General features: G+C 65.2%; 22 protein-coding genes. 10 read left to right on the top strand and 12 right to left on the bottom strand.

The features are described 5' to 3' along the window. Positions 1–142: 142 nt before the first annotated feature. Genes BM075_RS13505 through acsA form a run of 4 tightly spaced genes read right to left on the bottom strand, consistent with a single transcriptional unit; the run spans position 143 to position 5,333 of the window. On the bottom strand, positions 143–421 hold the full coding sequence (locus BM075_RS13505) for an acyl carrier protein (protein WP_093361226.1): 279 nt from the start codon (positions 419–421) through the stop codon (positions 143–145). Further along, positions 418–1,593 carry a dihydrolipoamide acetyltransferase family protein gene (locus tag BM075_RS13500; protein ID WP_093361225.1) on the bottom strand — a complete coding sequence of 392 codons (1,176 nt, stop codon included), beginning with the start codon at positions 1,591–1,593 and terminating at the stop codon, positions 418–420. Before BM075_RS13500 ends, BM075_RS13505 begins: the two co-directional genes overlap by 4 nt. A gap of 3 nt (positions 1,594–1,596) precedes the next feature. Continuing rightward, positions 1,597–3,594: a pyruvate dehydrogenase (acetyl-transferring) E1 component subunit alpha gene (pdhA, locus tag BM075_RS13495; protein ID WP_093361224.1), complete on the bottom strand. Its 1,998-nt coding sequence runs from the start codon at positions 3,592–3,594 to the stop codon at positions 1,597–1,599. Further along, on the bottom strand, positions 3,591–5,333 hold the full coding sequence (gene acsA / locus BM075_RS13490) for an acetate--CoA ligase (RefSeq protein WP_093361223.1): 1,743 nt from the start codon (positions 5,331–5,333) through the stop codon (positions 3,591–3,593). The genes pdhA and acsA overlap by 4 nt, the downstream gene beginning before the upstream one ends. A gap of 282 nt (positions 5,334–5,615) precedes the next feature. Between acsA and BM075_RS13485 the strand changes: the two genes are divergently transcribed. Genes BM075_RS13485 through BM075_RS13465 form a run of 5 tightly spaced genes read left to right on the top strand, consistent with a single transcriptional unit; the run spans position 5,616 to position 10,125 of the window. Beyond that, positions 5,616–6,749 (top strand): ABC transporter substrate-binding protein, encoded by a 1,134-nt coding sequence (locus BM075_RS13485; RefSeq protein WP_177208352.1) that lies wholly within the window; start codon positions 5,616–5,618, stop codon positions 6,747–6,749. Positions 6,750–6,799: 50 nt separating this feature from the next. Continuing rightward, complete coding sequence (locus BM075_RS13480; RefSeq protein ID WP_093361222.1) at positions 6,800–7,720, top strand: branched-chain amino acid ABC transporter permease; 921 nt, start codon at positions 6,800–6,802, stop codon at positions 7,718–7,720. Beyond that, positions 7,717–8,700 (top strand): branched-chain amino acid ABC transporter permease, encoded by a 984-nt coding sequence (locus BM075_RS13475; RefSeq protein WP_093361221.1) that lies wholly within the window; start codon positions 7,717–7,719, stop codon positions 8,698–8,700. Before BM075_RS13480 ends, BM075_RS13475 begins: the two co-directional genes overlap by 4 nt. Then, positions 8,693–9,442 carry an ABC transporter ATP-binding protein gene (locus BM075_RS13470; RefSeq protein WP_093361220.1) on the top strand — a complete coding sequence of 250 codons (750 nt, stop codon included), beginning with the start codon at positions 8,693–8,695 and terminating at the stop codon, positions 9,440–9,442. The genes BM075_RS13475 and BM075_RS13470 overlap by 8 nt, the downstream gene beginning before the upstream one ends. Then, complete coding sequence (locus BM075_RS13465) at positions 9,439–10,125, top strand: ABC transporter ATP-binding protein (RefSeq protein ID WP_093361219.1); 687 nt, start codon at positions 9,439–9,441, stop codon at positions 10,123–10,125. The genes BM075_RS13470 and BM075_RS13465 overlap by 4 nt, the downstream gene beginning before the upstream one ends. Positions 10,126–10,246: 121 nt before the next feature. Here the strand turns inward: BM075_RS13465 and mmsB are convergent, their stop codons facing one another. After that, positions 10,247–11,116 carry a 3-hydroxyisobutyrate dehydrogenase gene (gene mmsB / locus BM075_RS13460; RefSeq protein ID WP_093361218.1) on the bottom strand — a complete coding sequence of 290 codons (870 nt, stop codon included), beginning with the start codon at positions 11,114–11,116 and terminating at the stop codon, positions 10,247–10,249. A gap of 90 nt (positions 11,117–11,206) precedes the next feature. Then, positions 11,207–12,349, bottom strand: coding sequence for an acyl-CoA dehydrogenase family protein (locus BM075_RS13455; protein WP_093361217.1), 1,143 nt, complete (start codon positions 12,347–12,349; stop codon positions 11,207–11,209). A gap of 153 nt (positions 12,350–12,502) precedes the next feature. Here BM075_RS13455 and BM075_RS13450 point away from each other — a divergent pair, with 153 nt between their 5' ends. Then, a complete protein-coding gene (locus BM075_RS13450; RefSeq protein WP_093361216.1) occupies positions 12,503–13,405 on the top strand; it encodes a LysR family transcriptional regulator in 903 nt (300 codons plus the stop codon). A 7-nt stretch (positions 13,406–13,412) separates the two neighbouring features. On the opposite strand, the gene BM075_RS13445 is transcribed toward BM075_RS13450, so the two are convergent. Beyond that, a complete protein-coding gene (locus tag BM075_RS13445; RefSeq protein WP_093361215.1) occupies positions 13,413–15,032 on the bottom strand; it encodes a GMC family oxidoreductase in 1,620 nt (539 codons plus the stop codon). A 167-nt stretch (positions 15,033–15,199) separates the two neighbouring features. On the opposite strand from BM075_RS13445, the gene BM075_RS13440 reads away from it, so the two are divergent. Then, positions 15,200–16,108 (top strand): LysR family transcriptional regulator, encoded by a 909-nt coding sequence (locus BM075_RS13440; protein WP_177208351.1) that lies wholly within the window; start codon positions 15,200–15,202, stop codon positions 16,106–16,108. Between the two features lie 60 nt (positions 16,109–16,168). On the opposite strand, the gene dctP is transcribed toward BM075_RS13440, so the two are convergent. The 4 genes from dctP to BM075_RS13420 all read right to left on the bottom strand — a co-directional run bounded on the left by dctP (position 16,169) and on the right by BM075_RS13420 (position 21,033). Beyond that, positions 16,169–17,257, bottom strand: a complete 1,089-nt coding sequence (gene dctP / locus BM075_RS13435) for a TRAP transporter substrate-binding protein DctP (RefSeq protein ID WP_093361213.1) — start codon at positions 17,255–17,257, stop codon at positions 16,169–16,171. Positions 17,258–17,342: 85 nt separating this feature from the next. After that, positions 17,343–18,668, bottom strand: coding sequence for a TRAP transporter large permease (locus BM075_RS13430; protein ID WP_177208350.1), 1,326 nt, complete (start codon positions 18,666–18,668; stop codon positions 17,343–17,345). Next, positions 18,665–19,162, bottom strand: a complete 498-nt coding sequence (locus BM075_RS13425) for a TRAP transporter small permease subunit (protein ID WP_093361212.1) — start codon at positions 19,160–19,162, stop codon at positions 18,665–18,667. The genes BM075_RS13430 and BM075_RS13425 overlap by 4 nt, the downstream gene beginning before the upstream one ends. Before the next feature lie 416 nt (positions 19,163–19,578). After that, on the bottom strand, positions 19,579–21,033 hold the full coding sequence (locus tag BM075_RS13420) for an alanine/glycine:cation symporter family protein (RefSeq protein ID WP_093361211.1): 1,455 nt from the start codon (positions 21,031–21,033) through the stop codon (positions 19,579–19,581). Positions 21,034–21,599: 566 nt separating this feature from the next. Here BM075_RS13420 and doeA point away from each other — a divergent pair. The 3 genes from doeA to BM075_RS13400 all read left to right on the top strand — a co-directional run bounded on the left by doeA (position 21,600) and on the right by BM075_RS13400 (position 24,856). Continuing rightward, positions 21,600–22,796 carry an ectoine hydrolase DoeA gene (gene doeA, locus BM075_RS13410; RefSeq protein ID WP_093361209.1) on the top strand — a complete coding sequence of 399 codons (1,197 nt, stop codon included), beginning with the start codon at positions 21,600–21,602 and terminating at the stop codon, positions 22,794–22,796. Continuing rightward, entirely contained in the window at positions 22,793–23,809 is a 1,017-nt protein-coding gene (gene doeB, locus BM075_RS13405) for a N(2)-acetyl-L-2,4-diaminobutanoate deacetylase DoeB (RefSeq protein ID WP_093361208.1), read from the top strand. Before doeA ends, doeB begins: the two co-directional genes overlap by 4 nt. A 111-nt stretch (positions 23,810–23,920) precedes the next feature. Beyond that, a complete protein-coding gene (locus BM075_RS13400) occupies positions 23,921–24,856 on the top strand; it encodes a 2-hydroxyacid dehydrogenase (RefSeq protein ID WP_093361207.1) in 936 nt (311 codons plus the stop codon). A gap of 161 nt (positions 24,857–25,017) precedes the next feature. Here BM075_RS13400 and dhaL read toward each other — a convergent pair whose 3' ends face one another. Beyond that, positions 25,018–26,784 (bottom strand): dihydroxyacetone kinase subunit DhaL, encoded by a 1,767-nt coding sequence (gene dhaL / locus BM075_RS13395; protein WP_093359998.1) that lies wholly within the window; start codon positions 26,782–26,784, stop codon positions 25,018–25,020. Between the last annotated feature and the right edge of the window lie 11 nt (positions 26,785–26,795).

Here is a 26,795-nt window from a genome sequence, read left to right as displayed (position 1 = left end):
ACGCGGTTACTAGCCAAGCAAGCCGGGCGTTGCAAGCCGCCTTGAGACGAAAATCGTTGAGAAAAGTTCACCGGCTCGGATCCGTCGCCCCGACCGGCGTGTTTTAAGCGGGCGGCGTGGTCTCAGGCAGAGTCCGCTCGTCCTACGAGATCGGATGTGCCGGTTCACCCGCCAACTTTGCGGTGTGAGCCACAAGGTAGGCGGCCGCCAGAGCCGGCGTAGCGATCTGTTCGTAGTCGGCCTCGGGTATTTCGATGCCGAAACGGGTGTGCAGGGCGGTCACCAGATTCAGCACGTCCATCGAATCGAGTTGCAGGTCATCCTGGATATGGTCGTGGTCGCCAATCTCCTCCGGGTCCAGATCCGGTGCGACCTTGACGAGTTCCTCGATGAAGGTCGCTCTCGCGTCGTCGTGGGTCATAATGCCTCCGGTTCTTGCAGGTAGGTGTCGACGGCGGACAGGAACCGCGTGGCTTGACGCCCGTCGCTCACCCGGTGATCGGCGGATAGGGTGAAGGACACGACGTGTCGGGCAACGATGTCGCGGTCGACGACCCAGGGCCGCAGTTTCGGCGCGCCGATAGCAAGAAGCGCGACCTGGGGCGGGAAGATGATCCCCGCCATGGTGTCGGCGCCTTTTTCGCCGAGGCTGGAGACGGTGATCGTGCCGCTCGTCAACTCGGAGGATCGCAACCGCATGGCGCGGGCGCGGGCCACGAGGTCCTTCATCGCCGCCATCAACTGATCGAGGGATAGTGTATCGGCCTGGGGGATCGCCGGAGCGATGAGCCCACCCCCCCGCAGGGCAACTGCGACGCCGAGATTGACGCGGCTGGCGGGAACGAAACCGCTCTCTTTGTAGTGCCCGTTCATCTCCCGCACGTCGGCGGCGGCCCGCGCTGCTGCCTTCATGAAGAGCGCGCCCAGCAGAAGGCGCTCGGAAGGCGGCCGGTCGGCGTTGTGATCCGCCAGCCAGTCCATCGCGTGCTGGACGTCGACAAGCTGGCTGAGCTGGAAATGCGGTATCTCCCGTTTGGAGCGTTGCATCGCCGCGGCGATGGCCTTGCGCATCTCCACCATGGCCCCAAGGGGACGGGCGGATTTGGGAGCCTTGGGCGCTTCGGGTTTGGCAGGTGCGAGGTCTTTGAGCATCACGGCCCCATCCGGTCCGCTGCCGACGATGCCGGACAAGTCGATGGCGCGCTCTGCGGCGAGCTTTCGCGCGGCTGGCGAGGCGCCGGCATCGGTGACAGACGGCGCGGGCGGTGCTTCAGGCGGCAGTGGCTGGTCCGGTTCCGCAGTGACTGGAGGACGCTCCGTTGGGGCCGGGGGAGGAGCAGCGGTCGGCGCAACCTCGCCCGCGGCTCCGATCGTTGCCAATCGCGCGCCGACGGGAAGCTTGGTGCCAAGATCGGCATCGAGAGATTGGACGACACCGTCCTCGAAGATTTCAACCTCAATGGCGCCCTTCTGCGTTTCGACCACCGCGACGATGTCGCCGCGATGCACCGTGTCGCCCGGCTTCACGAGCCATTCGACCAGCGTTCCCGCTTCCATGTCGGCGCCCAGCGAGGGCATCTGGAAAACACCCATGGCTCACCTCCGTCCCAGCGTGGCTTTGGCCGCCACAACGATCTGCGCAACTTGTGGGATCGCGGCCTGTTCCAGATGGGCGGGGTAGGGGATCGGCACCTCTGCGGAGCAGACCCTCTCGACCGGCGCGTCCATGTGCCAGAAGACCTGTTTCTGGATGCGGGCCGCGAGTTCGGCGGATAGCGAGCCGGATTTCCAGCCCTCGTCCACGATCACCGCGCGGCGCGTCTTGCCGAGCGAGGCCATGATCGTCGCGTCGTCCAACGGGCGCAGCACCCGCAGGTCGATCACTTCCGCGTCGATGCCCTCCTTCGCCATTGTTTCGGCCGCTTCCAACGTCTTGTAGAGCGACCCGCCATAGGTGATGAGCGTGACATCCGTGCCGGCGCGCCGGATGGCGGCCTTCGAGATGTTCACCGGCCCAGCGTTGGTGTCGAGCAGGCCGGTCCGGTTGTAGAGCATGACGTTCTCGAAGATCAGCACCGGGTCCGGGTCCTCCAGCGCTGTCCAGAGCATGCCGCGCGCGTCCTCCAGCGTTGCCGGTGCGAGGACCTTCAGGCCGGGGATGTGGGCGAACCATCCTTCAAGCGAATGCGAATGCTGCGCGGCGAGTTGCTTGCCGGCGCCGGTCGCCATGCGGATCACCACCGGCACGCCGAGCTGCCCGCCGGACATGTGGCGGATGGTGGCGGCGGTATTGAGGATCTGGTCGAGCGCCAGCAGCGAGAAGTTGACCGTCATCACCTCGACGATCGGCCGCATCCCGTTGGCTGCCGCCCCGATGCCCGCTCCGGTGTAGCCGGATTCCGAGAGCGGGGTGTCGCGGATACGATCCTCGCCGAACTCCGCCATCAGCCCCTTGGAAACGGCATAGCACCCGCCATAGGCGCCCACGTCCTCGCCCATGAGGAACGTCCGCGGGTCGCGTTGCACCGCGTCGCGAATGCCTTGCTTGGCGGCTTCGCGGTAGGTCGTCTCCACAGTCTCGCCCGAAGGCGTCGTTGGTGCCGGGTCGGGCAGGGGCTCGGCCATCGTGTGCTTGAGCAGGTCCGCCTCGGGCTCCCAGGTGCCGGCTTCCGCGAAGGCCACGGCTTCGGCGATCTCCGCGTCCACCTCGGTCTCGATTCGGGCGATGTCTTCCTCGTGCAGCAGGTGGTTTGCCAGCAGCCAGGACTGGAACCGGACAATCGGGCCGCGCTTGCGCCAGGCCTCGATCTCGTCCTTGCTGCGATAGAGTTGGGCGTCGAACATCGAATGCGGGCGGAATCTGTAGGTCCGGCATTCCAGGAACACGGGCCGTCCGAACTCACGGATATGCTGGACCGCCGCACGTGCCGCCGCTTCCACGGCGACCACGTCCATCCCGTCCACGATCCGGCTTTCCATCTTGTAGGAGGCCGCCTTCTGGTGAATGTCCGTCTCGGATTCGTAGCGGTCGAGCGCGGTGCCCATGGCGTAGCCGTTGTTTTCGCAGACGAACAGCACCGGCAGGTTCCACAGCGCGGCGAGGTTCATGGATTCGTGAAACTCCCCCTCCGCCACCGCGCCGTCCCCGAAGAAGCAGGCGGTGACGTGCGTCTCTCCGCGCATGTGGTCGGCCAGGGCGATGCCCACGGCCAGCGGCAGGCCGCCGCCTACGATGGCGTTGCCGCCGTAGAAGTTGGCTGCCTTGTCGAAGATGTGCATCGAGCCGCCCCGCCCGCCGGAGCAGCCCTCGGCCTTGCCGTACATCTCCGCCATGACGCATGTCATCGGTACCCCGCGCGCCAGCGCCTGGCCGTGCTCGCGGTAGGTGGCGACGATCTTGTCATCCCTGCGAAGAACGGGGATCACCCCGGCAGCGATGGCCTCCTCGCCGTCATAAAGATGAAGGAAGCCGCGGATCTTTTCCTGCTGGTACAGCTCGGCGCATTTGTCCTCGAACTTCCCGATGCGGATCATGCCTGTCAGGAGCGACAGGACGTGGTCGCGCGTGAGATGCGGTTTGTCGATCACGGTCATGTCTCGTCGGTCTCCAGGGTTGAAATATCTCCTTCGGGCAGGCCCAGTTCGCGCGCCTTCAGAAGGCGACGCATGATCTTGCCCGAACGGGTCTTGGGCAGGGTGTTGCGGAAGACGATTTCGCGCGGCGCGACGGCGGGCCCGAGCTTCTTGCGGGCGTGGCCGCGGATCGAGCGTTCGAGCTCCTCACTGGGCGCAAAACCGGGCACGAGGGTCACGTAAGCCTTGATGACCTCGCCTGCGGTCTCGTCCGGCACGCCGATCACTCCGGCCTCGGCAACGGCCTCGTGTTCGATCAGCGCGTTTTCCACCTCGAACGGGCCGACGAGGTGGCCAGACGTCTTGATGAGGTCGTCGGCGCGGCCCACGAACCAATAGTAGCCGTCCGTGTCCCGCATCGCGAGGTCGCCAGACAGGTACCAGCCATTAACGAAGCATTTGTCGTAGCGCGCCTGCTCGTGCAGGTAGGTACGCATCATCGACGGCCAGCCGGGCCGCAGCGCCAGTTCGCCGATGTCGCCGTTGCCGAGTTCCGCCACGCCGCCATCGGTGCGTTTCACAATGCCCGCCTCGATCCCCGGCATCGGCTTGCCCATCGAGCCGGGGCGCACGTCCTGCGCGGCGAGGTTGGCGATCATGATGCCGCCGGTTTCGGTCTGCCACCAGTTGTCGTGGAAGGGCCGGCCGAAGACCCGATTGGACCACACGACGGCCTCGGGGTTCAGCGGCTCGCCGACGGAGGCAAGGAAGCGGAGGCTGGAGAAATCGTAAGGGGCCGCCGCTTCCGCGCCCGCCCGCATCATCATGCGAATTGCGGTGGGCGCCGAATACCAGACCTCGACCTTTTCGCGTTCGATGGTGGAATACCAGCGGTCCAGATCGAACTCCGCTTCGTCCACGATCATCGTTACCCGGTTCACCAGTGGCGAGATGATTCCGTAGGAGGTGCCCGTCACCCATCCGGGATCGGCGGTGCACCAGTAGATCGTCTCCGGTGTCAACTCCAGCGCGTAACGCCCAGAAATTGCGTGGTAAAGCACTGCGTTGTGCACATGTACCGCGCCCTTGGGCTTGCCGGTTGTGCCGGAGGTGAAGTGAATGAGCGCGGGGTCTTCCGGCTGGGTCCGGGCCACGTCCATGACCGGCTCCGCCGCCGCCATCGCCGCGGCGAGTGCCGTGCAGCCATCCGGCGCAGTCTCTCCGACGATCAGCACCAGTTCCAGCGACGGGATCTCGTCGCGCCACTTGGCGATCTTCCGGCGGTAGAGCGTTTCGGTGGTCACCAGAACCCGCGCGCTGCCGATCTCCATGCGGGTGCGGATCGGCTCCGGCCCGAAGGCGGAAAAGAGCGGCGTGAACACCAGGCCGGCCTTGAGCGTTCCGAGGGCCGCAACGTAAAGCTCCGGGATCCGGCCCATCAACGCGAAAACGCTGTCGCCACGATTCAGGCCGTGCATTTTCAGAACCTGCGCAAAGCGCGATGTCTGCTCCGCGAGATCGCCATAGGTGAAGTCCCTGCGATCGTCGCCCTTGCCGAGCCATCGGATCGCGACCTGCGCACCGTGTCCGGCGGCCACGTGCCTGTCGAGCGCCTCGTACGCGATGTTCAGGCCGCCTCCCGGCAGGCCATCCAGCATGGCCTCAGCGATGTCCCAGGTAAATGACTTCCGCGTCTTCTCCGGATCGGGAAGAGACGCACCTCGAGTCCTCGCGGACTCCTTGCCGATCGTCCCAAGCATGTCGACGTCCTCCCGATTGCAAGTGTCTCACCTCGCGCCCGTTACCGCCATGATGCACGTCAACGCCGGGTCGCCTGCGCGGGTGCCTTGGGGAGCGAAACCGTCGTTTTCCCACCCGCCGGGGTGAGGCAAGGGTGGCGAAACCTCGGGCACCACATGCGTCGCGGCGATTTACATATTTTCAGATTGGGCTATCCCTACCGGACCCGTTCCGGGAACGTCGGCCGTCGCGTCCGGCGAGGCGTGGATTTTTGCAGGCAAGACATAAAAGGGAGAGATGGCATGTCCATGAAAACGTTGATGACCGCAGCCGCGCTGGCGGCGCTTGCCCAGAGTGCGGGCGCGGAAGTGAAGGTGGGGATGATAACGACGCTGTCCGGTGGCGGCGCCAGCCTCGGGATCGACACGCGCGACGGGTTCATGCTCGCCCTCGACAAGTCCGGCCGGGACGACATCGAGGTCATCATCGAGGACGACCAGCGCAAGCCAGACGTCGCCGTGCAGATCACGGACAAGATGATCCAGTCGGAAAAAGTGGATGTTCTGACCGGGATCGTCTGGTCGAACCTCGCGATGGCCGTCGTGCCGGCCGCGACCGCGCAGGGGCTGTTCTACCTGTCGACCAATGCCGCGCCCGCGCAGCTTGCGGGCAAGGGATGCAATCAGAACTACTTCGCCGTCTCCTACCAGAACGACAACCTGCATGAGGCCGCGGGGGCGTACACCAAGGAGGCGGGCTACGCCAAGCCCTTCATTCTGGCGCCCAACTATCCGGCCGGGCAGGACTCGCTGAACGGGTTCAAACGCTTCTACGACGGTGAGCTGGCGGGCGAGATCTACACGGAACTCGGCCAGACCGACTATGCCGCCGAGATCGCGCAGATCCGCGCCAGTGGCGCCGACAGCGTGTTCTTCTTCCTTCCGGGCGGGATGGGGATCTCGTTCCTCAAGCAATATGCGGACAGCGGTGTCGGTCTGCCCGTCGTGGGACCGGCATTCTCCTTTGACCAGGCGATCCTGCAGGCCGTCGGCGAGGCCGCCGTGGGCGTGAGTAACACCTCGACATGGTCCAAGGATCTCGACAATCCGGCCAACGCGGCCTTCGTGGCCGCTTTTCAGGAGAAGTATGACCGCCTGCCGTCGATCTACGCCGCGCAGGGCTACGACACCGCGAACCTGCTGGTTTCCGCCTTGGAGAAGGCCGACGTCTCCGACGCCGACGCCTTCCGCGCGGCCTTGGCCGAAGCGGATTTCGACTCCGTCCGCGGGAAATTCTCCTTCGCCGCGAACCACCACCCGATCCAGGACATCTACGTGCGCGAAGTGATCAAGGAAGGCGACATCTACACCAACAAGATCACCGGCATCGCCATGGAAGACCGCGCGAACGCCTACGTGGACGAGTGCTCCATGTGATTTCTCCGGAGCCCGGACACGCTCCGGGCTCCCCGTGACGAAGGATCCCCATGTCCGCCATCCTGATTGTCGAGCAGGTCCTGAACGGACTGCAATCCGGAGTCATGCTGTTCCTCATGGCAGCGGGTCTCACCCTGATCTTCGGGGTCATGGGGCTCATCAACCTGGCGCACGGGTCACTCTACATGGTGGGCGCATTCGCGGCGGCGGCGGTGGCGGGGGCGACCGGGTCGTTCGTGCTTGCACTCGGCGCCGCGTTGGTTGCGGCGGCGCTGGCGGGGGGGATTGTTGAACTGGTGGTGATCCGGCGACTCTATGGTCGGGATCACCTCGACCAGGTGCTCGCCACCTTCGCGCTCATTCTGATATTTTCGGAGGGCACACGTTGGCTCTTCGGCTCCTTCCCGCTTTATCTCGACATTCCGGATTGGCTTGCCGGGCCGGTGACGCTCCCTGGCGGAATCCAGTACCCGCTTTACCGGCTTGCCCTGATCGTCGTGGGGCTCGTCATCGCCGCCGGGCTGGGGCTGCTGATTTCCCGCACGCGGATCGGCATCCAAATCCGGGCGGGCGAGAACGACCGTGAGATGATCGCGGCGCTCGGCGTCGATATCTCACGGCTTTACACGCTGGTCTTCGCCCTCGGGGCCGGGCTGGCGGGCCTTGCCGGTGCGCTGGTGGGCGCCATCCAGTCAGTTCAGGTCGGCATGGGGGAGCCGGTCCTGATCTCCGCCTTCGTGGTGATCGTGATCGGTGGTATCGGCTCGATCAAGGGGGCACTCGTCGGCGCGCTGATGGTCGGGCTGACGGATACGCTCGGCGGGATCTTCCTGCCAGAGCTCTTCAAGCTCTTCACAGACCCGGCAAAGGCGACGGCAACCGGGTCGGCCTTCGCCTCTATGGCGATCTATGTCCTCATGGCCGCTGTGCTCGTCTGGCGCCCAACCGGCCTGTTCGGAGCGCGCGCATGATCCGCGAACGGACCGTCAACGCGGCGATCCTGGCGCTGCTGGTCGCGGTGCCCGCCTGGGCGCAGTGGGCGGATGAGCCCTTCACCATTACACTCGCCACCCGTGTCGTGATCTTCGCTGTCGCCGCCGTGGGGCTGAACATCGCGTTGGGTCTGGGCGGGCTCGTGAGCCTTGGTCATGCGGTTTATTTCGGCCTCGGCGGCTACGCGATGGGCGTTCTGGCCTCCCACGCGCAGAATTATTCGCCCCTGATGGAATGGCCGCTCCAGCTGGACGGGACAAAGTCCATGCCCGTGATCTGGCTGACGGCCATTCTCTCCTCGGCCCTCGCGGCGGTGGCAATCGGGCTGCTGGCGCTCAGGACGACGGGCGTCTATTTCATCATGATCACGCTCGCCTTCGGGCAGATGGCCTATTTCTTCGCAATCTCCTGGCCAGCCTATGGCGGCGAAGACGGGCTTTCGATCTACGTGCGGAACAGCTTTCCGGGGCTGAATACGCTCATCCCGATACAGTTCTACGGCCTGTGCCTCGCGTGGCTCGGCGTTGTGCTCTTTCTGAACGCGCGGCTTGCCCGCTCGTCGTTCGGCCTGGTGCTGACGGCGGCCCGCCAGGTGCCGCAGAGGGTGGAGGCCGTCGGCCTCGATCCAACGCGCGCCAAACTGGTTGCGCTCGTGATCTCGGGCGCGATCACCGGCCTTGCCGGGGCGCTCTTCGCCGACCTCAACCGCTTCGTCAGCCCGACGATGCTCAGCTGGCAGATGTCCGGCGAGATCATGGTCTTCGTCATCCTCGGCGGTGTGGCGAGGCTGTTTGGCCCCGTGGCCGGCGCGGGGATTTTCGTGCTGCTGGAGCACCTGCTCGGCGGGATCAGCGAGTATTGGCAACTGTTCCTGGGCATCATCCTGTTGTTGATCGTCCTGTCCGGCCGTGGCGGCGTGGTGGGGATGCTCTCCGGCCGGGGGGCGACCCATGAGTGAGCCGCTTCTTGCGACACGTGGCCTGACCAAGCGGTTCGGCGCGTTGACCGTCAGCGAGGATATCTCGATCGATTTGCGGGCCGGCGAGATCCACGCCATCATCGGCCCGAACGGGGCGGGCAAGTCCACGTTGATCGCGCAGATCTGCGGGGCGCTCCCACCTGACGCCGGTGACATTCATATTCTGGGGCGTGACGCCACCCGGCTCGACACGCGCGCCCGCGCCCGCTTGGGGCTGGCGCGCACCTTCCAGATTTCCGCCCTGGCGATGGAGCATACCGTCCTTCAGAATGCGCTGTTGGGATGCCTTGGCGCGCGGGGGACGCCCTGGCGATTCCTGTCTGACGTGCTGCGAAACGGCCACCTGAGGTCCCGCGCCGAAGCCACCTTGGAGCGCGTCGGCCTGCTGGACCTCGCCGCCGTGCGGACGGCGGAGTTGAGCCACGGCCAACGCCGCCTGCTGGAAGTGGCGGTCGCCCTCACACTGGAGCCGAAGATCTTCGTGATGGACGAACCGATGGCTGGCCTCGGGGCAGAGGGATCGCGGCATATGACAGAGATCCTGAGCAACCTTCGGAAAGAGGCGCCCATCCTGTTGGTGGAGCACGACATGGATGCGGTCTTTGCCCTTGCCGACCGCATCAGCGTCCTCGTCTATGGCCGCGTCGTTGCCAGCGGCACCGTGGAGGAGATCCGCGCCGACCCGACCGTGCGCGAGGCATACCTTGGGGAGGACGCATGAGCCTGCTTTCCCTTACCGACGTCGGCGCGGCCTACGGCGCCAGTCAGGCGCTCTTCGGGGTCAGTCTGGAAATCGGCCGGGGCGAGGCGCTGGCGCTGGTCGGGCGCAATGGCATGGGCAAGACGACGACGGTCAAGGCGATCTGCGGAATGCTTCCCGCCTCCGGCACGCTGGTGTTCGACGGGCATAATCTCTCCCACCTACCAAGTCACCGCGCGGCTCGCCTCGGTATCGGACTGGTGCCGGAAGGCCGCCGCTGCTTTCGCGATCTGACGGTTGAGGAAAACCTGCTCTCGGCAGCCCGGAAGGGGCATTGGGACCTCGCCCGCGTCTCCGACCTGTTCCCGCGCCTCGGCGAACGCCGCCGCCAGCGTGCGGCCCTGCTCTCCGGCGGGGAACAGCAGATGCTCGCCATCGGCCGCGCCCTGATGACCAATCCGAGGCTGCTCATCATGGACGAGGCGACCGAGGGCCTGAGCCCGTTGGTGCGGCAGGAAATATGGTCCGTCATCGCCACGCTGAAATCGGAGACCGGCATGACCCTGATGGTGATCGACAAGTCCCTTCGTGAACTACGCGCGGCGTGTGATCACGCGGTCATCCTCGAACGCGGCCGCAGCGTCTGGTCCGGGCCGTTTGACGCGATGACCGGGGATATCGTGACCCGATACCTGGGGCTGTAGCCGCCCTTCCAAGAGAGCGACCATCGTCTGCGGTGAGGATTGCGACATTGAAGAAGCGAAAAAACACATGGGCCCCGGGGGCCTGACCGGCGTTCACTGCCGGCCAGGGCGGGCAGACCGCTCAGCCGCGTCCGCGTTTCTCGAACCGGGGCAGCATGGCCGAGAAGTCCATTCCCTTGCCGCCTTCAGTCTCCACGAAGGTCTCGTAGAGGGCGGCGGCGGCTTGGCCCATGGGCGTATCGGCGTCCGCGCTTTCGGCCGCCTGTTGCGCCAGGCGCAGATCCTTCAGCATCAGTTCCGCCGCGAAACCCGGTGCGTATCCGTTGTCCGCTGGGGATTTCGGACCCACGCCGGGGGCAGGGCAGTAGGCGTTCAGGGACCAGCTATAGCCCGAGGACGTGCTCACCACGTCGAACATGGCCTGCCGGTCCAGACCGAGTTTGTCGGCCAGGGCGAAGGCCTCGCAGGTGGCGATCATCGTCACGCCAAGGATCATGTTGTTGCAGATCTTCGCAGCCTGTCCATTGCCCGACGGTCCGCAGTGCACGGCCTTTTGCCCCATGATGTCGAACAGCGGCTTGGCCTGGCCGAATGCGTCCTCGTCGCCGCCGATCATGAAAGTCAGCGTGCCGGCGGTCGCCCCACCGATGCCGCCTGAGACGGGCGCGTCGAGCGCCTTGAGGCCGGCGGCTGTCACGTCCTCGGCGACGTCGCGCGCGCTCTCGACGTCCACGGTGGAGCAGTCGATGAAGATGGCGCCCTCGGGCAGGGCGGGGATGATCTCCGCCGCCACCGAGCGCAGGATCGCGCCGTTGGGCAGCATGGTTATGGCAACGTCCGCGCCCTCACATGCGGCGGCAGCGGTGTCGGCCATCTCGATGCCCTCCGGCTTCGCCGCCAGGTCGAAGCCGACCACGTCGTGTCCCGCTTTCTTCAGGTTTTGGGCCATGGGGGCACCCATGTTCCCCAAGCCTATAAACGCGATCCTCATCTTATAGTCCTCCCAATTTCAGGTCGTTTGCGCCGGATGGCGCAAGCATGGCGTCAGTGCGGTCTCCCGCGTGTCCTTTGCGCAGCGGGGTCATCGGGCGGCCAGCAGGGCGCGAGCCGTGATCAGGCGCATGATCTCGTTGGTGCCTTCCAAGATCTGGTGCACCCGCAGATCCCGAACGATTTTTTCTATCCCGTAGTCGGACAGATACCCGTACCCGCCGTGCAGTTGCAGGCACCCGTCTGCGGCCTTGGATGACGCTTCAGTCACGAAGGCCTTGGCCATGGCGCAGAATGTCGTGGCGTCCGGTGCGCCGGTGTCCAGCTTCCATGCCGCTTGCCGCAGGAAAGTGCGGGCCGCTTGCAACTCGATCTCCATATCGGCCAGCCGGAACTGCAACGCCTGGAACTGGTCGATCGCCCGGCCGAAGGCGCGGCGTTCGCCCATGTAGGCCAGCGTGGACGTCAGCGCCGCCTGCGCCGCCCCGAGCGAACAGGCCGAGATGTTCAGCCTGCCGCCGTCGAGGCCGGCCATGGCGTACTTGAACCCGTCGCCCTCGTGCCCCAGCAGGTTGTCTGCCGGGACGACGCAGTCATCCAGTTGCACCTGTCGCGTGGGCTGGCTCTTCCAGCCCATCTTCTGCTCCAGCCCGCCGAAGGACAGGCCTTCCGTCCCGGCCTCGACCACGAAGGCCGAGATGCCGCGTGGGCCGTCCTCGCCGGTGCGGGCCATTACGATGTAGGCGTCGGAATACCCGCCGCCGGAAATGAAAGCCTTGGTGCCTGTCAGGCGGTACACGTCCCCGTCGCGCACCGCCCGCGTCTTCAGCGCCGCTGCGTCGGAGCCCGCGCCGGGCTCCGTCAGGCAATAGGATAGGACCGTGTCCATGCGGACAGCGCCCGGCAGGAAACGCGCGCGCAATGCGTCGGAGCCGAACTTGTCCATCATCGCCGCGCCCATATTGTGGATCGACAGGAAGGCAGCGACGGACGGGCAGGACATCGACAGCGCCTCGAACGCCAGCGTCGCGTCCAGCCGGCTTAGGCCGGACCCGCCGTTCGCCTCGGACACATAGAGGCCCCCGAAGCCCAATTCACCCAACTTCGGCCAAAGATCCTTGGGAATCGTGCCTGCCGCCTCCCACTCACGCGCATGCGGTGCGATATGCTCCTCGCCAAAAGCGCGCGCCATGTCGAAGATAGACGCCTGTTCTTCACTCAGTGCAAAATCCACCGCGTTCTCCCCAAGCCATCACGACGGGCATCGCGCGGACCGCGGTGCCCCATCGTCACGGCCTCCTCCCTTGCGTGACTCCGCACAGGAAAGCATGCTGGCCTGTGCACGTAAACCGTGAGATATACACACGAGGCTTGCACGGAACCGCATATGGCCGATCGCTTCGACTGGGGCTCGATGGAGTCGTTTCTTGCCGTTGCGCGCAGCGGACGGCTCACCGCGGCGGCGGACCTTCTCGGGATTGACCATTCCACACTCAGCCGGCGGATCAAGCAGCTTGAAACGGTTCTCGAAACGCGCCTGTTCGACCGGAGCGTGACCGGATACCAACTGACGCCGCAGGGTGAGCAGTTCCTGAAGGCGGCGCAGCGGGTGGAGGCGATCGCGCTTCAGGCCGCCAAGGACATTTCCGGGGAAACCTCGAAGATCGCCGGCACCGTCCGGATCGGGGCGACGGATGGGTTCGGCAGCAGCTTTCTCGCGCCGCGACTGGTCCGCATGAGTCGCCAGCAGCCGGATCTTAAGTTCGAACTCGTCACCATGCCCCGTCTGTTCAACCTGTCCAAACGCGAGGCCGATCTGGCCATAGGGCTCGCGCGGCCGGAGAAGGGGCGGTTCTATGCCCACAAGCTCACGGACTATGAGCTCGGCATCTATGCGACCGCTGAATACTTGGCCCACGCCGGCACACCCGCCTCTCGCACGGATCTGCGTCATCACCGGCTGGTCGGGTACGTCCCAGACCTGATCTATGCGCGGGAGCTGGACTACGTACCGCTCATCGCAAAGGACCACGAGCCGTGGATCACCAGCTCGAACCTCGTGGCGCAGGTGAACATGACTTTGGCCGGGGCGGGGCTCTGCATCCTGCCGCGGTTCATGGCGCTGAAGGACTCGCGCCTCGTCCGCGTGCTGGAGGAGGACGTGCGGCTCATCCGGTCGTTCTGGCTGATCGTCCACGCGGACCTGCGGGATCTGGCGCGGGTCCGCTATTGCTCCGAATTTCTTACGGAGGAGGTGCGGGCCGCCGCTCCCCAATTTCTGTCGCGTTAGGCTCAGGTCAGGCGACGCGGCTCGCGCGGCCTGCCGCACGGATCATGTCCGCCGCCTTCTCACCGATCATCATGGTCGGGGCGTTGGTATTGCCGGAGGTGATCCGCGGCATCACGGACGCATCCACGATACGCAGCCCCTCCAGCCCTCTCACGCGCAGCTCCGCATCCACCACGGCCTCCGGATCGGTGCCCATGCGGGCGGTGCCCACCGGGTGGAAGATCGTCGACGCGATCCGTCCAGCGCCCAGGGCAAGCTCCGCGTCCGTCTGGTATTGCGGCCCCGGCTTGAACTCTTCCGGGTCGTACTGCGCCATCGGCGCCTGCTCCATGATCCTCCGGGTCAGCCGGATCGCCCGCGCCGCGACGAGGCGGTCGCCCTCCGTGGACAGGTAGTTGGGCTGGATCTCCGGTTTCGCCCGGGCGTCGGGCGACGTTATGCGGACGTGGCCGCGGCTCTCAGGGCGAAGGTGGCAGACGCTGGTGGTAATGGCGGGGAAGGCGTGCGGCGCCTCTCCGAAGGCTTCGAGCGTGACGGGCTGCACGTGATACTCCAGATCCGGCGTCGCGACCTCGGGGGCGGAGTAGGCAAACGCGCCAAGCTGGCTCGGCGCCATGGACATTGGCCCGGACCGTTTCAGCAGATACTCCAGCCCGATCCGCGCCTTGCCGTGCCAGCTGTTCGCCATGGTGTTGAGGGTCAGCGCGTTTTTGACCTTGTAGGCACACCGGATCTGCAAATGGTCCTGCAGGTTGGCACCGACGCCGGGATGATCGAGCAAGACGTCGATCCCGTGCTCCTGCAAAAGCGCCCCCGGCCCGACGCCGGAGAGTTGCAGAAGTTGCGGTGAGCCGATGGCGCCAGTGGCGAGGATCACCTCCGCCCCCGCCCGCACCTCCGCCGGATGCCCGTCCCGGCGGAACCTGACGCCGACCGCACGCCGTCCCTCGAAAATCAGCCGATCTGCTTGGGAGTTGGGCATCACCGTCAGGTTCGGCCGGCGCTTCGCAGGTCTCAGGAAGGCCTTGGCGGCGCTCCACCGCCATCCATTGCGCTGGTTCACCTTGAAATAGCCGACGCCGAAGTTGTCGCCCCGGTTGAAGTCCCCGCTCTCCGGAATGCCGGCGGCAACGGCGGCTTCCTTCCACGCATCGAGGATCTTCCAGCGCAGCCGCTGTTCCTCCACCCGCAACTCACCGCCGGCGCCATGCGCCTCGTCGGCCCCGGCGAAGTAGTCCTCGGACTTGGTGAAATAGGGCAGGACGTCTTCCCAGCCCCAGCCGGACAGTCCCATCTGGCGCCAGCCGTCGTAGTCCGCGGCCTGCCCACGCAGGTAGAGCATTCCGTTGATGGAGGAGCATCCGCCGATGATCCGCCCGCGCGGGTAGACGAGCGAGCGGCCGTCCAGACCGTCACATGCCTTGGTCTTGAACCCCCAGTCGGTGCGCGGATTGCCGATGCAGTAGAGATAGCCGACGGGGATGTGCACCCAGTGGTAGATGTCGCTGCTGCCCGCTTCGAGAAGGAGCACGCGCGTATCCGGGTCTTCGCTCAGTCGGTTGGCCAGAACGCAACCGGCGCTGCCCGCGCCGACAATCACATAATCGAACGTTCCAAGATTTTGCATCCTGTCCTCCTCCGTCCCTCTCCCAGACCCGGCGTAACACGCCAGGTGTCTCCCTGACGGAATTTATGGGCTACGCGGTACAGCCCTGAGAACTTCCGAATATGCACAGTCTTTGTCTGTTTTCGTTCAGAAGTGGTGGCGATACGCTCCGGAGCGGGAGGAACGTCATGGCAGATCGGTTCGACTGGAACGACATTCAGTACTTTCTGGAAACCGCGCGCTCGGGGCGGATCAGCCGCGCGGCGAAGCGGCTCGGGGTGAGCCACACCACCGTGGCGCGGCACCTGTCGCACCTCGACAAGCGCCTGCACAATCGTCTTCTGGACCTCGACGTGGACGGCTACGTGCCGACGGAAGCGGGGGCTGCGCTCATCCCGCTCGCCGAGGAGATGGAAGCCGCCGCCGCAGCGATCCTTGACAGACTGGAACGGCCCGGGAGCCTGTCCGGTCGGGTGCGGGTCGGGGCACCGGACGGGTTCGGGAACACCGTGCTCTCCCGCCTTTTGCCGGATCTGGCAAAGGCGGAGCCATCGCTCGAGATCGAACTGGTGCCCGTCCCGGCGAGCCACAAGTTGTGGAACCGCGAGGTGGACATCGCGGTCAGCCTAGAGCGGCCGCAGTCCGGCCGGCTGGTTCAGCAGAAGCTCCTCGACTATGACCTGCGCCTCTATGGATCGGCGGAATTTCTGAACGATTCCAGTGACTTGCACGCCAAAGAGGACCTTTTGCGTTATCCGTTCGTCGGCTACATCGACGAGCTTCTCTACTCCGCCGAGCTGAACTTCACCAAGCTGATCCATCCCGGCATCCATACAGCCTATAGAGCCGCCACAGTGCAGGCCCAGATAGACGCGGTGACCGGCGGGGCGGGGCTTGGTGTGCTGCCTTGCTACATGGCGCGCGCCGCCAACCTTATCCCCGTGCTGGCTGACGAAATTGCGTTCACCCGAGGCTACTGGCTCCTCTACGGGGAGGATGACCGCGAGATCTCCCGCATTCGCCGTGTGGCAGGTTTCATCCGGGAGGTGACGCAGGCGCGCCAGTCGGACTTCCGGTTCACACCGTCGCCGGAATGAAAAAGGCCCCCCGACTGGCGGGGGGCCCTGTTTTTCATGCGTCGGTCAGACCGTTCCCGGTCAGCCGTCAACGCAGGCGCGGACGGCTTCGATGTCCGGCCCGTTGGGCGAGCGGCCGAGGTTGAAGGGAGCAGACGCTTCGCGCCAGCCTTTGTAGTCCTCGAGGTACTCCAGCATGCTGAGGTAGACCTTTGCCGAGCTCGGGCTTTCGCACGCGGTCTCGACGATCACCTCGTTGGCCATTTCCTGGACCTTGGCGAGGGTCTCGTCGTCGTACCGGTTGATCTCGACGGCCTCGTCGAACTGCTTGTAGGCCTCCGACGCGCGCTTCTCGGTGAAGGCGAGCGACCACATCAACGTGGCGTCCGCCGCGATCTGCAGCTTCTCCTGGGTCTCGGGCGACAGCGCGTCCCAGGACTGCTTGTTGATCATCACGCCGAAGATCGACGCGGACTGGTGCCAGCCCGGCGTCGCCCAGTACTTCGTCACCTGCTGGAAGCCGCCGGACCAGTCGACGTTCGGGGTCGAGAACTCCGCCCCGTCGATCACGCCACGCTCCAGCGACTGGTAGATCTCGCCGCCGGCCATAGAGACCTGGTTGCCGCCGAGCCGCTCCAGGAGCTTGCCCTGCTCAAGGCCGGACAGGCGCAGGCGCTTGCCCTGCAGGTCGTCGAGGTTGCGAATGGGCTCGTTGGTGCGGAAGCCGGATTCGTTGTTGGTCACCATGTAGGGCAGGTAGACCATGCCGAACTTGCCGTAGATCTCGTTATAGATATCGGCGCCGCCCCATTCGAGAATCCAGTTCACGTAGTCCACGGCGTTGAACAACGAGGCGGTGGTTGCGAGCGGCGAGAACGCCGGATCGCGGCCCGCCCAGTAGCCGGGCCAGTCGGCGCCAGCCTGGATCGAGCCGGACTCGACCGCACCGAACACTTCGCCTGCGGGAACCAGCGCGCCGCCTTCGAAGAACTCGATCGAAAGCTCTCCCTGGGTCAGCTTGTTCGCGAGATCGACGAAGTGCTTGTCCCCCTCGATCAGTTCCAGCGACGACGGCCAGGTGGTCGTCATCGTCCAGGTGTCTTGCGCAAAGGCGGGCAGGGCGCCCGCGGCCGCAAGGGCAGTGCCGAGCAGGACGTTTTTGAAGGTCATGGTTTTCTCCTCTCCTATTGAAACAGTCACAAGCGGTAGCCACGGGGCAGCGGCACGCAGAGCAAGCCGCCCCGTGGGTCGTTTCTTATCCTTGGGTGTAAAGCCGCGCCGGTAGCCACGTGACGAGGCTCGGGATGGCGGCGACGAGCAAGCACATCAGCACGATCAGCGCGATGAAGGGCAGGACGCCCCTGATGATCTGGCCGGTGCGCACCTCCTTCGGCGCGATCGCCCTCAGGTAGAACAGGGCGTAGCCAAATGGTGGCGTCAGGAAGGACGTCTGAAGCACCACCGCCATCAGCACGACGAACCACAGCATGCTGATTTCCATCTCCTGCACGATTGGCAGGAAGATCGGGAACGACAGCAGCACGATGCCGGTCCAGTCCAGGAACGCGCCGAGGATGAAGACGATCACCATCATCATGGTGATCAGCAGCCACGGCGCCATGTCCAGCGAGCGGATGATCTCCTGCGTGGCGCGAAGGCCCCCGGTGATGTTGAACACGCCGGTAAACGCCGTGGCGCCGACAACGATGAACAGGATCATCGCGGAGGTCCGGGCCGTCTCCAGCATGGCGCTGTAGAACGTCGACCAATGGAACTTGCCGCGCATGATCACGATCAGCAGCGCCAGGAACGCACCGATGGCGGAGGCCTCGGTGGCCGTCGCGATGCCCGCCAGCAGCGAGCCGAGGATACCGAGGATCAGAACCAGCGGCGGCACCGCCTCGAACGCGAGCATCCGCATCAGGGCGCCGCGGGAGATCTTTTCGTCCGGTTCGACCGCTGGCGCCAGGTCGGGCCGGAAGACCGACACGAGGTAGACGTAGACGGCGTAGCTGAGACCGAGCAGCACGCCAGGCACCATGGACCCTGCAAAGAGTTCGCCCACCGACAGCGGCGAGTAGCTGGCCATAAGGATCAGCATGATCGACGGCGGGATCAGGATGCCGAGGCAGCCCGACGCCGCGATGACACCGGTCGTCAACGTTTGGGCGTAGCCGTACTGCAGCATGGGCCGCAGCGCCATCACGCCCATCACGGTGATGGAGGCACCGATGATCCCGGTGGTGGCCGCGAGCAAAATCGAGATGAAAACGACGGCCAGCGCCAGCCCGCCACGGATGTTGGACATCAGCAGCCGCAGGGATTCGAACATTCGGTCCGTGACGCCAGAGTCCGACAGGAACCGTGCCATGAGCACGAAGAGCGGAATGGCGATCAGGGTGAAGTTGTCCAGAACATCGCCGAAGATCCGGTTGATCACGATGCCGAGCACCATCGGCTTACCGGCGATGAAGGTGGTCAGGACGGCCGTACCGCCCAGAACGAAGGCCAGCGGATGGCCCATGAACAGGCCGAGCAGCAGCAGGCCGAACATAACGACAGCGATAAGTTCCGGATTCATTGGGCAGGTTCCCTGTAACCGAACAGGATCTTGATGAATTCCGAAACACCCTGGATCAGAAGCAGTCCGGCCGCGACGCACATGGATATCTTGAGCGGATAGACCGGCAGCTGCACTGCACCATAAGTTGTCTCTGCCTGCGCCAGAGAGCGCGTCGCGAATTCCCACGACCGGGTGAAGAACACCCAGGCGAACGGGAAGAAGAAAATGATGTAGCCGGCAGCCTCGACGATACGGAGCACGCCCGGTGTGAGGGTCTCCGTCACGAGGTCGACAGATACGTGCGACCGATGCTTCAGGGCATAGCCGCCGAGCATGACGAAGTAGAATCCGAACATCTGTTTGGTGACGTCAAATGCCCATCGTGTCGGATCGTTGAACACGTAGCGCATAATGACATCGTAGATGATGATCGCAGCAAACACGACCGCGATGACGGCTACGATCCGCCCCACGGTTTCATTGATCAGGTCAAGGACCCGAGTAATACCCATAGTTTCCTCCCCAGAGCCTCCTCCCCATCGAATCGTCCGCGGGATGGGGGCCGCGCCCGTACCGAGTGACGTCGAAGAACCGAGCGAAGTCAATCAACTGTGTACGACGGTGTTCCGATCTGTCTGGCTGCCACGCGTTTCGTCTATTGATCCAACTTTGGCCCGCAAGGGGCCTTCCCCGCGTATCGCGGCAGCAAATCGAACCCGTCACGGCATTGCAAGGCCAATTCTCGAAAAGGCTGCGCGGGGGGAGTCTCGGGAGGTTAATTCGTGAGCAAATGCACCCAATTCCATCGTAACTGCGGCCCCCGCTTTGAAGAGGGGGCCGGTTAAAATCGTACTAGTTCGGACGGAGCGCCTTGGGTCTTGCGGAGGGCCGCCGCCCAGGACGCTCGCGAAGATTCGGGATCACCCGATCAGCCCGCCTCTTCGCCGGAAACGCGACCGTGAACGCTCTCTCGATACCAGATCGCGTGCTCGATACCGCGTTCCAGTTCCGGATAGTCGGCGGCGTGAAACACCGGTTCGATGCCCTGAGCGCGCTGCGCGAAGTAATCCTTCGTCAACTTGATCACGGTCCCCGAGAGGGTGACAATCGCGATCAAGTTGATTGTCGCCATCAACCCCATCGAGGCATCCGCGGCATTGAAGACGGTCGAGACCGCCTGCAGCGAGCCCCAGATTACCATCAGCACCACTGCGGACCGAAGGATCGTCAGATACTTCGGATCTCCCGCGCCGAGATAGACCATGGCATTTTCCGAGTAGGAGTAGTTGCCGATGATCGACGTGAAGGCGAAGAAGAAGATCGCGATGGCGATGAAGTACCCACCAAAGGCACCGATTTCAGCCGTGAGGGCCGATTGGGTCAACACCGTCCCGGTTTCCTCTCCGCCCGGAACGTAGACGCCGGACAGCAGGATGATGACCGCCGTGCAGGTGCAGATCACCAGCGTGTCGATGAAAACACCGAGCGCCTGGACGAAGCCCTGGCTGGAGGGATGGTGCGGCACCGGCGTGGCGACGGCCGCGATGTTGGGAGCGGAGCCCATGCCGGCCTCGTTGGAGAAGAGGCCGCGTTTGACGCCGTTCATCATCGCCGCCATCACGCCCCCGGTCACGCCGCCTGCGACCTCGGAAAATCCGAGTGCCGAGCCGACGATCTGGCCGAGAACACCCGGAACCTCGCCGATATTCATGATCAGGATGATCAGCGCCACCAGAAGATAGACACCGGCCATGGCGGGCACGACCTTTTCCGCGACGGCTGCGATCTTCCTGATGCCGCCGAAGATGACGACGGCGACGAGCCCGGCGATGACCAGCCCGACGAGCCAGGTGGGAATACCGAACGCGCCCTGCGTGGCTTGGGCGATCGAGTTCGCCTGAACCGCGTTGAAGACGAGCCCGAACGATAGGATCAGGCAGACCGAGAAGATCGCGCCCAGCCAGGGCATGTTCATCCCGTGCGAAATGTAGAAAGCCGGCCCGCCGCGATACATGCCCCTCGGCCCGTGAGTCTTGTAAAGCTGCGCCAAAGTGCTTTCGGAATACGCTGTGGCCATACCAACGAGGGCGACCATCCACATCCAGAAGATCGCGCCCGGTCCGCCGAGGTTCAGGGCCACCGCGACGCCAGCAATATTGCCGACACCCACGCGGGAAGCGAGCGATACGGTCAGCGCCTGGAACGGGGTGATCCCCTGATCGTCGGTTTCGGGCGCCTTGCGGATCACCCGGAAGAACTCGCCAAAGTGGCGGAACTGGATCCCGCCGAGGCGGATCGTGAAATAGACCCCCACCGCCAGCAGGCCGTAGATGAGGACGTATCCCCAAAAAATTGTGTTAAGAAATCCGATAATTGCATCCATGGCTGGCCCCTTTGTTCCCCTATGGTTATCGGCAAACAGTGCAGCACGCGGGGCGATGCGCCAAGCTGCGGATTGCAAAACGAAGAAATTTCGTCACGAAATCGCGCCGGTACGGAATATTTGGTCTGTTCCTGAGCGGGCAGGAAACGTCCTGAGCGGCGCCGGATAAGGTGGCCCAAGACGGGCCCCCAGCGATTCGTGGCAGGGTCGCACGGGGGTGTCTTCAGTGCGGGTGTGTCCGGCGGCTGGGATTGTGCCCGCGATGTCCGAAGTAGGGGCGGGAAAAGGTTGACACCGGCGCGTCCCGGAGGTCCCGTTGTGGAAATGGTGAGGATCGAAGACCTGAGGGCCGCCTTGAAGAACATTGGGGGCAGGGACCGGCTCACGCCGGTGGGGCAAGCGCACGGCAGGACCGCCGGAGCGGGTGAACCAGCGCTGCCCAGCCTTCCGGCCGTCCGCGACGGGGTCAGGGCTCTTTGGCATCCTTCCATCAGCGCGATCGGAGCAGGCGCGCAGGTTGTGGCCACTCCCATTCAGGCGCGCGTCGCTTCACCCTGAGGACCTCCATGCCCGACCTCCAGAGAACGCCGGAGCGGTTTACCGACGACGAATACGAAGCCCGCGTGATCCAGACCCGAGCGGAGATGGCCCGGCGTGGCCTCGATCTGCTTATCATCAGCGATCCTTCGAACATGGCCTGGATCGCGGGATATGGCGGCTGGTCCTTTTACGTGCACCAATGCGTGTTGATCGGGCCGGACGGCCCGCCGATCTGGTTCGGGCGCAGCCAGGATGCCAATGGCGCCTATCGGACCGTCTGGATGAGCGAGCACTACGTCATCGGGTATCCCGACAATTATGTGCAATCCACGGATCGCCACCCGATGGACTACCTCTGCGCACAGCTGACCGACATGGGCTGGCACCGGGGGACCGTGGGCGTCGAGATGGACAACTACTGGTATTCGGCCAGGGCGCACGATCGGCTGCAGCATGGGTTGCCCGCCGCGCGGTTCGCGGATGCGACGGGGCTGGTGAACTGGCAACGCGCCGTGAAGTCCGACAAGGAACTGCACTACATGCGTCAGGCCGCCCGCATCGTCGAGCGAATGCACCGGCGGATTGCCGAGACCGTCGAGGTCGGCATGCGGAAATGTGACCTGGTGGCCGAGATCTACGATGCGGGCCTGCGCTACGACGAACAGGACGGCCACGGCGGCGACTACCCGGCCATCGTGCCGCTGCTGCCGTCCGGCCCGGATGCCGCCGCGCCGCACATGACCTGGGACGACCTTCCCATGCGGCCCAACGAGGGCACGTTTTATGAAGTCGCCGGCTGCTATCAGCGCTACCACGTGCCGCTTTCGCGCACGATCTTCCTCGGCAAGCCGCCGAAGGAGATATTGGACGCCGAAAAGGCTGTTCTGGAAGGCATGGACGCCGGGCTGGAGGCCGCGCGGGCCGGCAACACTTGCGAAGACATCGCGATCGCCTTTTACAAGGTGCTCGACCGCTACGGCATCGTGAAGGACAACCGAACCGGCTATTCCATCGGGCTGAGCTATCCGCCCGACTGGGGCGAGCGCACGATGTCGTTGCGCCGGGGCGACATGACCGTGCTGAAACCGGGGATGACGTTCCACTTCATGACCGGCCTGTGGATGGACACCTGGGGCTACGAAACCACCGAATCCATCGCCATCACGGACGGCGCCCCGTTCGTCTTCTGCGACCTGCCCCGCAAGATGCTGGTCAAGGCATGATGCTCAACCCGATCCGCCCGACGATGTCGCTGGAGGCACCGGGAAAGCGTCACGGTTTCCTGCAACTGCCCCATTCCCGCAACGATAGCGCCTGGGGCAATGTCATGATTCCCGTCACCGTCATCGTCGGAGGCCAAGGTCCGACGGCGCTCCTGACGGGCGGTAACCACGGCGACGAATACGAGGGCCCAATCGCGCTGCAACACCTCGCCTGGGAAATCGCGCCGGAGCAGGTGGCAGGCCGGATTATCATCGTGCCCTACATGAATTACCCCGCTTTTCGCGCGGGCACCCGCACAAGCCCGATAGATCACGTCAACCTCAATCGCGCCTTTCCCGGTCGCCCGGACGGACCTGTGACCCAAAAGATCGCGCACTATTTCGCGGATGTTTTGGTTCCGATGGCCGATGTGGTTCTGGACTACCATTCGGGCGGCAAGACACTGGACTTCCTTCCCTATGCCGCCGCGCATTACCTGGAGGACGCCGAGCAGCAGGCGGCGTGCATGGCCGCCGTCGATGCCTTTGCAGCACCCTACAGCATGATGATGCGGGAAATCGATCCGGCGGGCATGTACGACACTGAAGTGGAGCGCCAGGGAAAGGCTTTTGTCACGACCGAGTTGGGAGGAGGAGGGACCGCGACGGCGGCATCTGCGGCAATTGCGATACGCGGTGGACGGAACGTGTTGCGCCACGCCGGTATCCTCGAGGGCGATATCGAGCGGCCGGCACCCAGTGTTCCGCTTGCCATGCCGGATGACGCCTGTTTCCATTTCGCCACGCGCGACGGGCTGGTTCAGCCGCTGGTGGATCTCGGCGAAACGGTTGCCGCCGGTCAGCCGCTCGCCCGGGTCTGGCGAAGCGACCGCACCGGCGGCGCCCCGGTCGACATATTGGCCAACCGCGCCGGCCTTCTCGCCGCCCGCCATTTCCCTGGCCTGATCCAGAGCGGAGATTGCCTCGCCGTTTTGGCGGAGAGGGACGACGCCACGCCCCTCATTTCACTGTAGCTACGATAAAGCATGATCCATGGCGCCCGGACTGCCGTTCTCCGCGGCGTTGCTGTAAGCACGAGCTGTCGCGCCCCGCGCGCAGCGGCCACATACTTCAGGGAGCAGAAAATGACTGGTGATGGAAAGACGTTGGCAATTGGAGGGTTTACCGCCACCGAGGCGGAGGCACTGGCTGCAGAGTTCTCCGCCCCGCACCTGGCCAGCCCGGATGCGTTGGAGGCCCAACCCGGGGTCGAGGTGGTCGCTTACAAGGGCGGGGCGCCCTTCGGTGCGGCCGAGATGGACCTGCTGCCGGATCTGAAACTGATCGCCAATTTCGGCGTCGGCTACGATGCGATCGACATCGCCGCCGCCAACGCCCGCGGAATCACCGTGACGAACACGCCCGACGTTTTGAACGATGACGTGGCCGACCTGGCGGTCGCCCTGACACTTGCCCAGTTCCGTCGGCTGGCCGAAGGCGACCGATGGGTGCGCGATGCTACCTGGGGCGGGCGCGAGATGCCTCTTGTCCGGAAGATGTCGGGCACCACTGTCGGCATTCTCGGGTTGGGCCGCATCGGGAGGGAGATCGCGGACCGGTTCGCGGCCTTCAAATGCCCTGTCCATTACTGGTCCCGCAACCCGAAGCCGGTGCCCGAAGGCTGGACCTATCATGCCGACCCGGTCTCGCTTGCCGGAGCTGTGGACATTCTCGTGGTCGCGACCGTCGGCGGGCGGGCCACCCGGAACATCGTCGATGCGCAGGTGATCTCCGCTCTGGGCGAGAATGGCGTCCTGGTCAACGTGGCGCGCGGCAGCTGTGTAGACGAGGCGGCATTGATCGATGCGCTGAATGCGGGCGATTTGGCCGGTGCGGCGCTCGATGTCTTCGCGTCGGAGCCCGACCCGGATCCGCGCCTGTCCGGCTTCGAACAGGTCGCGCTCTACCCGCACGGTGGGTCGGCAACCGTGGAAACCCGCACGGCCATGGCGGAGCTCCAGCGGGCCAACATGCACGCCTTTTTCGATGGCACGCCCCTTCCGACGCCGGTGAACGGCTGACGCTGTCGACCCATGGCGTCTCTTCGGCAAGACCCGCCATCCACCGCGCGTTTGGCGATTTTGGGATTGGGTATTTTTGCCAACAAGACGGGCGGGGTGGCTTGGGGGTGTTGAGGGGTGCGGCGGCCGCCTTGGGGGGGCGGGCGCCGCGGTGGGTTGGGTCAGGCGGTGCCGGTGGCGAGCGCCTCGGTCATGGCGGCGAGCACCACGTGGGTGGAAGCGGCGCCGGGGTCGACGTGGCCGATGGAGCGGGTGCCGAGCTTTTTGGAGCGGCCGCGGCGGCTTTCCATGTCGCGGGTGGCCTCCGCGCCGGCCTTTGCGCCCTCGGCGGCCGCCTGAAGCACGCCCAGGGCGTCCGCCCCGTCTTTGGCCGCCTTGCGGGCGGCTTCGGCGGCGGGTTTCCAGGCGTCGATCATGGTCTTGTCGCCGGGGGCCGCGCCGCCGCGGCTCAGGATGCCGTCCAGCATCCCCTCGACCCAGGCCGCGGTGGCCTCCGCGTCGAGGTTGAGCCGGTCGGCCACCGCCTTGCCGGCGGTGTTGAAGGCGGTGGCGTAGAGCGGCCCGGAGGAGGCGCCGACAGCGTCGAGGAACGCCTTGGCCGCCCGGGTGCAGGTCTGGCTGATGGTGTCCTCGGGTGTGGCGGCGGCGAGTTCGGCGCGCACCGCGGTCCAGCCGATGTCCATCGTCACCCCGTGGTCGCCGTCGCCGATCACCCCGTCGAGTTCGCTCAGGTGGTCCTTCTCACGGGCGATCGCCTCGCCGGCGGCCTGCATCATCGCCCGGAAGAGTTCCGGCGTGACCGTGCCGCCGGCCTCCAGGCTAGCGCGGTCGACGCTCTCGGCGCGGGCGGCGGCGGCGTAGTCGCGGGCCGTGCGGGTGGCGCCGGCGACCGGTGCGGGCGGGGCGCCGACGGTGAGCGCGGGCGTCCGGCAGGGGTGGTCGAGGAGGCGCTTGAGGTCCGTGTCGAGCTTCATCAGCGTCACCGAGGCGCCGGCCATCTCCAGCGAGGTGCAGTATTCGCCGACCCAGCTGTGGTGGATCGTCACCTGCCGTTCGGCCAGGATCTGCGCCACCCGGCGGTGGACCAGGTAGAGCTCCATCGGGCCGGTGGAGCCCAGCCCGTTGACCAGCACCGCGACCTCGTCGCCCGCCGCGAGGGGCATCTCGCCCAGGATCTTCTCCATCATCTCGTCGGTGACGCTGTCGGCGGTATCGACCTTGGCGCGGCGCATGCCGGGTTCGCCGTGCAGGCCCATGCCGATTTCCATCTCGTCGTCGCCGATCTCGAAGTTGGGCTTGAGCGTCTGCGGCATCGAACAGGCCGAGAGCGCCACGCCCATGGAGAGCGTCGCGGCATTGGCGCGGCGGGCGGCGGCCTCCACCTCGAACAGGGAGAGCCCCATGTCCGCGGCGGCGCCGGCCACCTTGAAGACGAAGAAGTCGCCCGCGATGCCACGCCGTTCGCCCGCCCGTTCCGGCGGTGCGGAGGCCACGTCGTCGATCACCGCGACCGAGCGGACGTCGATGCCGATCTCGGCGCATTCCTCCGCCGCCATGTCGAAGTTCAGCACGTCACCGGTGTAGTTTCCGTAAAGAAAGACCACGCCCGCGCCGCCGTCGGCGGCCATCGCGGCCTCCTTGATGTGCTCCGGGCTCGGCGAGGCAAAGACGTTGCCGACCGCCGCCGCATCCGCCAGCCCACGGCCCACGTAGCCCGCAAACGCCGGCTCGTGACCGGAACCGCCACCCACGACGATGCCCACCTTCCCGTCGCGCGGCCCATCCACCGCCACAACGGCCCGGCCCGTCTCGCCCTCCAGCCGCAAAAGGTCCGGATGCGCCGACAGCATCCCCTCGATCATCTCGGGAATGATCGCCTCAGGCGAATTCATCAGCTTCTTCGTCGCGTGATCCCGGGTCTCAGACATCTCTCTCCTCC

It is taken from the genome of Tropicimonas isoalkanivorans (genome assembly GCF_900112335.1).
Taxonomy (GTDB): Bacteria; Pseudomonadota; Alphaproteobacteria; order Rhodobacterales; family Rhodobacteraceae; genus Tropicimonas; species Tropicimonas isoalkanivorans.
The sequence above is the reverse complement of the archived record's forward strand: the minus strand, read 5'-3'. Positions and strand labels throughout refer to the sequence as shown.

Excerpts from the sequence above, each read along its gene's own strand:
- BM075_RS13505 (WP_093361226.1), bottom strand. The coding sequence starts at position 421 with ATGACCCACGACGACGCGAGAGCGACCTTCATCGAGGAACTCGTCAAG.
- BM075_RS13500 (WP_093361225.1), bottom strand. The coding sequence starts at position 1,593 with ATGGGTGTTTTCCAGATGCCCTCGCTGGGCGCCGACATGGAAGCGGGA.
- pdhA (WP_093361224.1), bottom strand. The coding sequence starts at position 3,594 with ATGACCGTGATCGACAAACCGCATCTCACGCGCGACCACGTCCTGTCG.
- acsA (WP_093361223.1), bottom strand. The coding sequence starts at position 5,333 with ATGCTTGGGACGATCGGCAAGGAGTCCGCGAGGACTCGAGGTGCGTCT.
- BM075_RS13485 (WP_177208352.1), top strand. The coding sequence starts at position 5,616 with ATGTCCATGAAAACGTTGATGACCGCAGCCGCGCTGGCGGCGCTTGCC.
- BM075_RS13480 (WP_093361222.1), top strand. The coding sequence starts at position 6,800 with ATGTCCGCCATCCTGATTGTCGAGCAGGTCCTGAACGGACTGCAATCC.
- BM075_RS13475 (WP_093361221.1), top strand. The coding sequence starts at position 7,717 with ATGATCCGCGAACGGACCGTCAACGCGGCGATCCTGGCGCTGCTGGTC.
- BM075_RS13470 (WP_093361220.1), top strand. The coding sequence starts at position 8,693 with ATGAGTGAGCCGCTTCTTGCGACACGTGGCCTGACCAAGCGGTTCGGC.
- BM075_RS13465 (WP_093361219.1), top strand. The coding sequence starts at position 9,439 with ATGAGCCTGCTTTCCCTTACCGACGTCGGCGCGGCCTACGGCGCCAGT.
- mmsB (WP_093361218.1), bottom strand. The coding sequence starts at position 11,116 with ATGAGGATCGCGTTTATAGGCTTGGGGAACATGGGTGCCCCCATGGCC.
- BM075_RS13450 (WP_093361216.1), top strand. The coding sequence starts at position 12,503 with ATGGCCGATCGCTTCGACTGGGGCTCGATGGAGTCGTTTCTTGCCGTT.
- BM075_RS13445 (WP_093361215.1), bottom strand. The coding sequence starts at position 15,032 with ATGCAAAATCTTGGAACGTTCGATTATGTGATTGTCGGCGCGGGCAGC.
- BM075_RS13440 (WP_177208351.1), top strand. The coding sequence starts at position 15,200 with ATGGCAGATCGGTTCGACTGGAACGACATTCAGTACTTTCTGGAAACC.
- dctP (WP_093361213.1), bottom strand. The coding sequence starts at position 17,257 with ATGACCTTCAAAAACGTCCTGCTCGGCACTGCCCTTGCGGCCGCGGGC.
- BM075_RS13430 (WP_177208350.1), bottom strand. The coding sequence starts at position 18,668 with ATGAATCCGGAACTTATCGCTGTCGTTATGTTCGGCCTGCTGCTGCTC.
- BM075_RS13425 (WP_093361212.1), bottom strand. The coding sequence starts at position 19,162 with ATGGGTATTACTCGGGTCCTTGACCTGATCAATGAAACCGTGGGGCGG.
- BM075_RS13420 (WP_093361211.1), bottom strand. The coding sequence starts at position 21,033 with ATGGATGCAATTATCGGATTTCTTAACACAATTTTTTGGGGATACGTC.
- doeA (WP_093361209.1), top strand. The coding sequence starts at position 21,600 with ATGCCCGACCTCCAGAGAACGCCGGAGCGGTTTACCGACGACGAATAC.
- doeB (WP_093361208.1), top strand. The coding sequence starts at position 22,793 with ATGATGCTCAACCCGATCCGCCCGACGATGTCGCTGGAGGCACCGGGA.
- BM075_RS13400 (WP_093361207.1), top strand. The coding sequence starts at position 23,921 with ATGACTGGTGATGGAAAGACGTTGGCAATTGGAGGGTTTACCGCCACC.
- dhaL (WP_093359998.1), bottom strand. The coding sequence starts at position 26,784 with ATGTCTGAGACCCGGGATCACGCGACGAAGAAGCTGATGAATTCGCCT.